Annotated in this window: 1 protein-coding gene and 1 pseudogene; one reads left to right on the plus strand and one right to left on the minus strand. The window is 62.6% G+C overall.

Translation table 11 applies throughout. The features are described from left to right. On the plus strand, positions 1-285 hold a 285-nt coding region (locus AC1D0Z_RS23375), incomplete at its 5' end, for a DUF1178 family protein (protein ID WP_477660506.1). 245 nt (positions 286-530) lie between these two features. Here AC1D0Z_RS23375 and AC1D0Z_RS23380 read toward each other — a convergent pair. Next, positions 531-756: pseudogene (locus AC1D0Z_RS23380) on the minus strand (Glu/Leu/Phe/Val dehydrogenase); the annotation flags it as partial.

Raw genomic sequence — 756 nt, forward strand, 5'->3', positions numbered from 1 at the left:
GTGCGGGGCTCCGCAGGCGAGGTCACCGCAGGGGCTGACGTGCCGGTTGTGAAAGGGCATGCAGAGCAAGCCGCGTTTCTGAAGGCCTTGCGCCGTGTGATGGCGAATACTGAAGATGTCGGAAGCCAGTTCGCGGAGCAGGCTCGCCGCATGCACTATGGTGAGCTTGAGGCTCGCAGTATTCGCGGTCAGGCCAGTGCGCGCGAAGCTGTGGAGTTGATAGAGGAGGGCATTGACGTCATGCCCTTGCCTTTGGTGCCCGGGGTCAAAGAAACGTTGCAGTGAGGATGTGGCCCCCACGGTCGCTCACTGCGTGTAGCTCCCTGCCCCCCGAGGGGGCCGCTGCGCCTGCGGTCTGGCAAAGCCAGTCCCGCGGCCCTGGTTTGCCTTAAGACCTCACGGTCGTTCGCTTCGCATAACTCCGGCCCCGGATGGGCCGCTGCGCCTGCAGCTCGGCAAAGCCGGTTCCGTGGCCCCGGCTTGGTTTAGAAGTCCTGCGCTGACGCAATGGACCGGTACCGCTCAGCAACTCAGGGGTACAGACCGCGCAGCTCGCGTGTGTGCAGGATGCGTTTGCAGGCCACGATGAAGGTCGCGGTACGCAGGCTGACTTTTTGGTCTTGCGCCACGGCCCAGACTCCGGCAAAGGCGTCTTTCATGATCTTTACCAGGCGTGCGTTGATTTCTTCTTCGTCCCAGAAGAAGCTGGAAAAATCCTGCACCCATTCGAAGTAGCTGACCGTCACGCCGCCGGCA

This window comes from Polaromonas sp. P1_E3 (assembly GCF_056405935.1).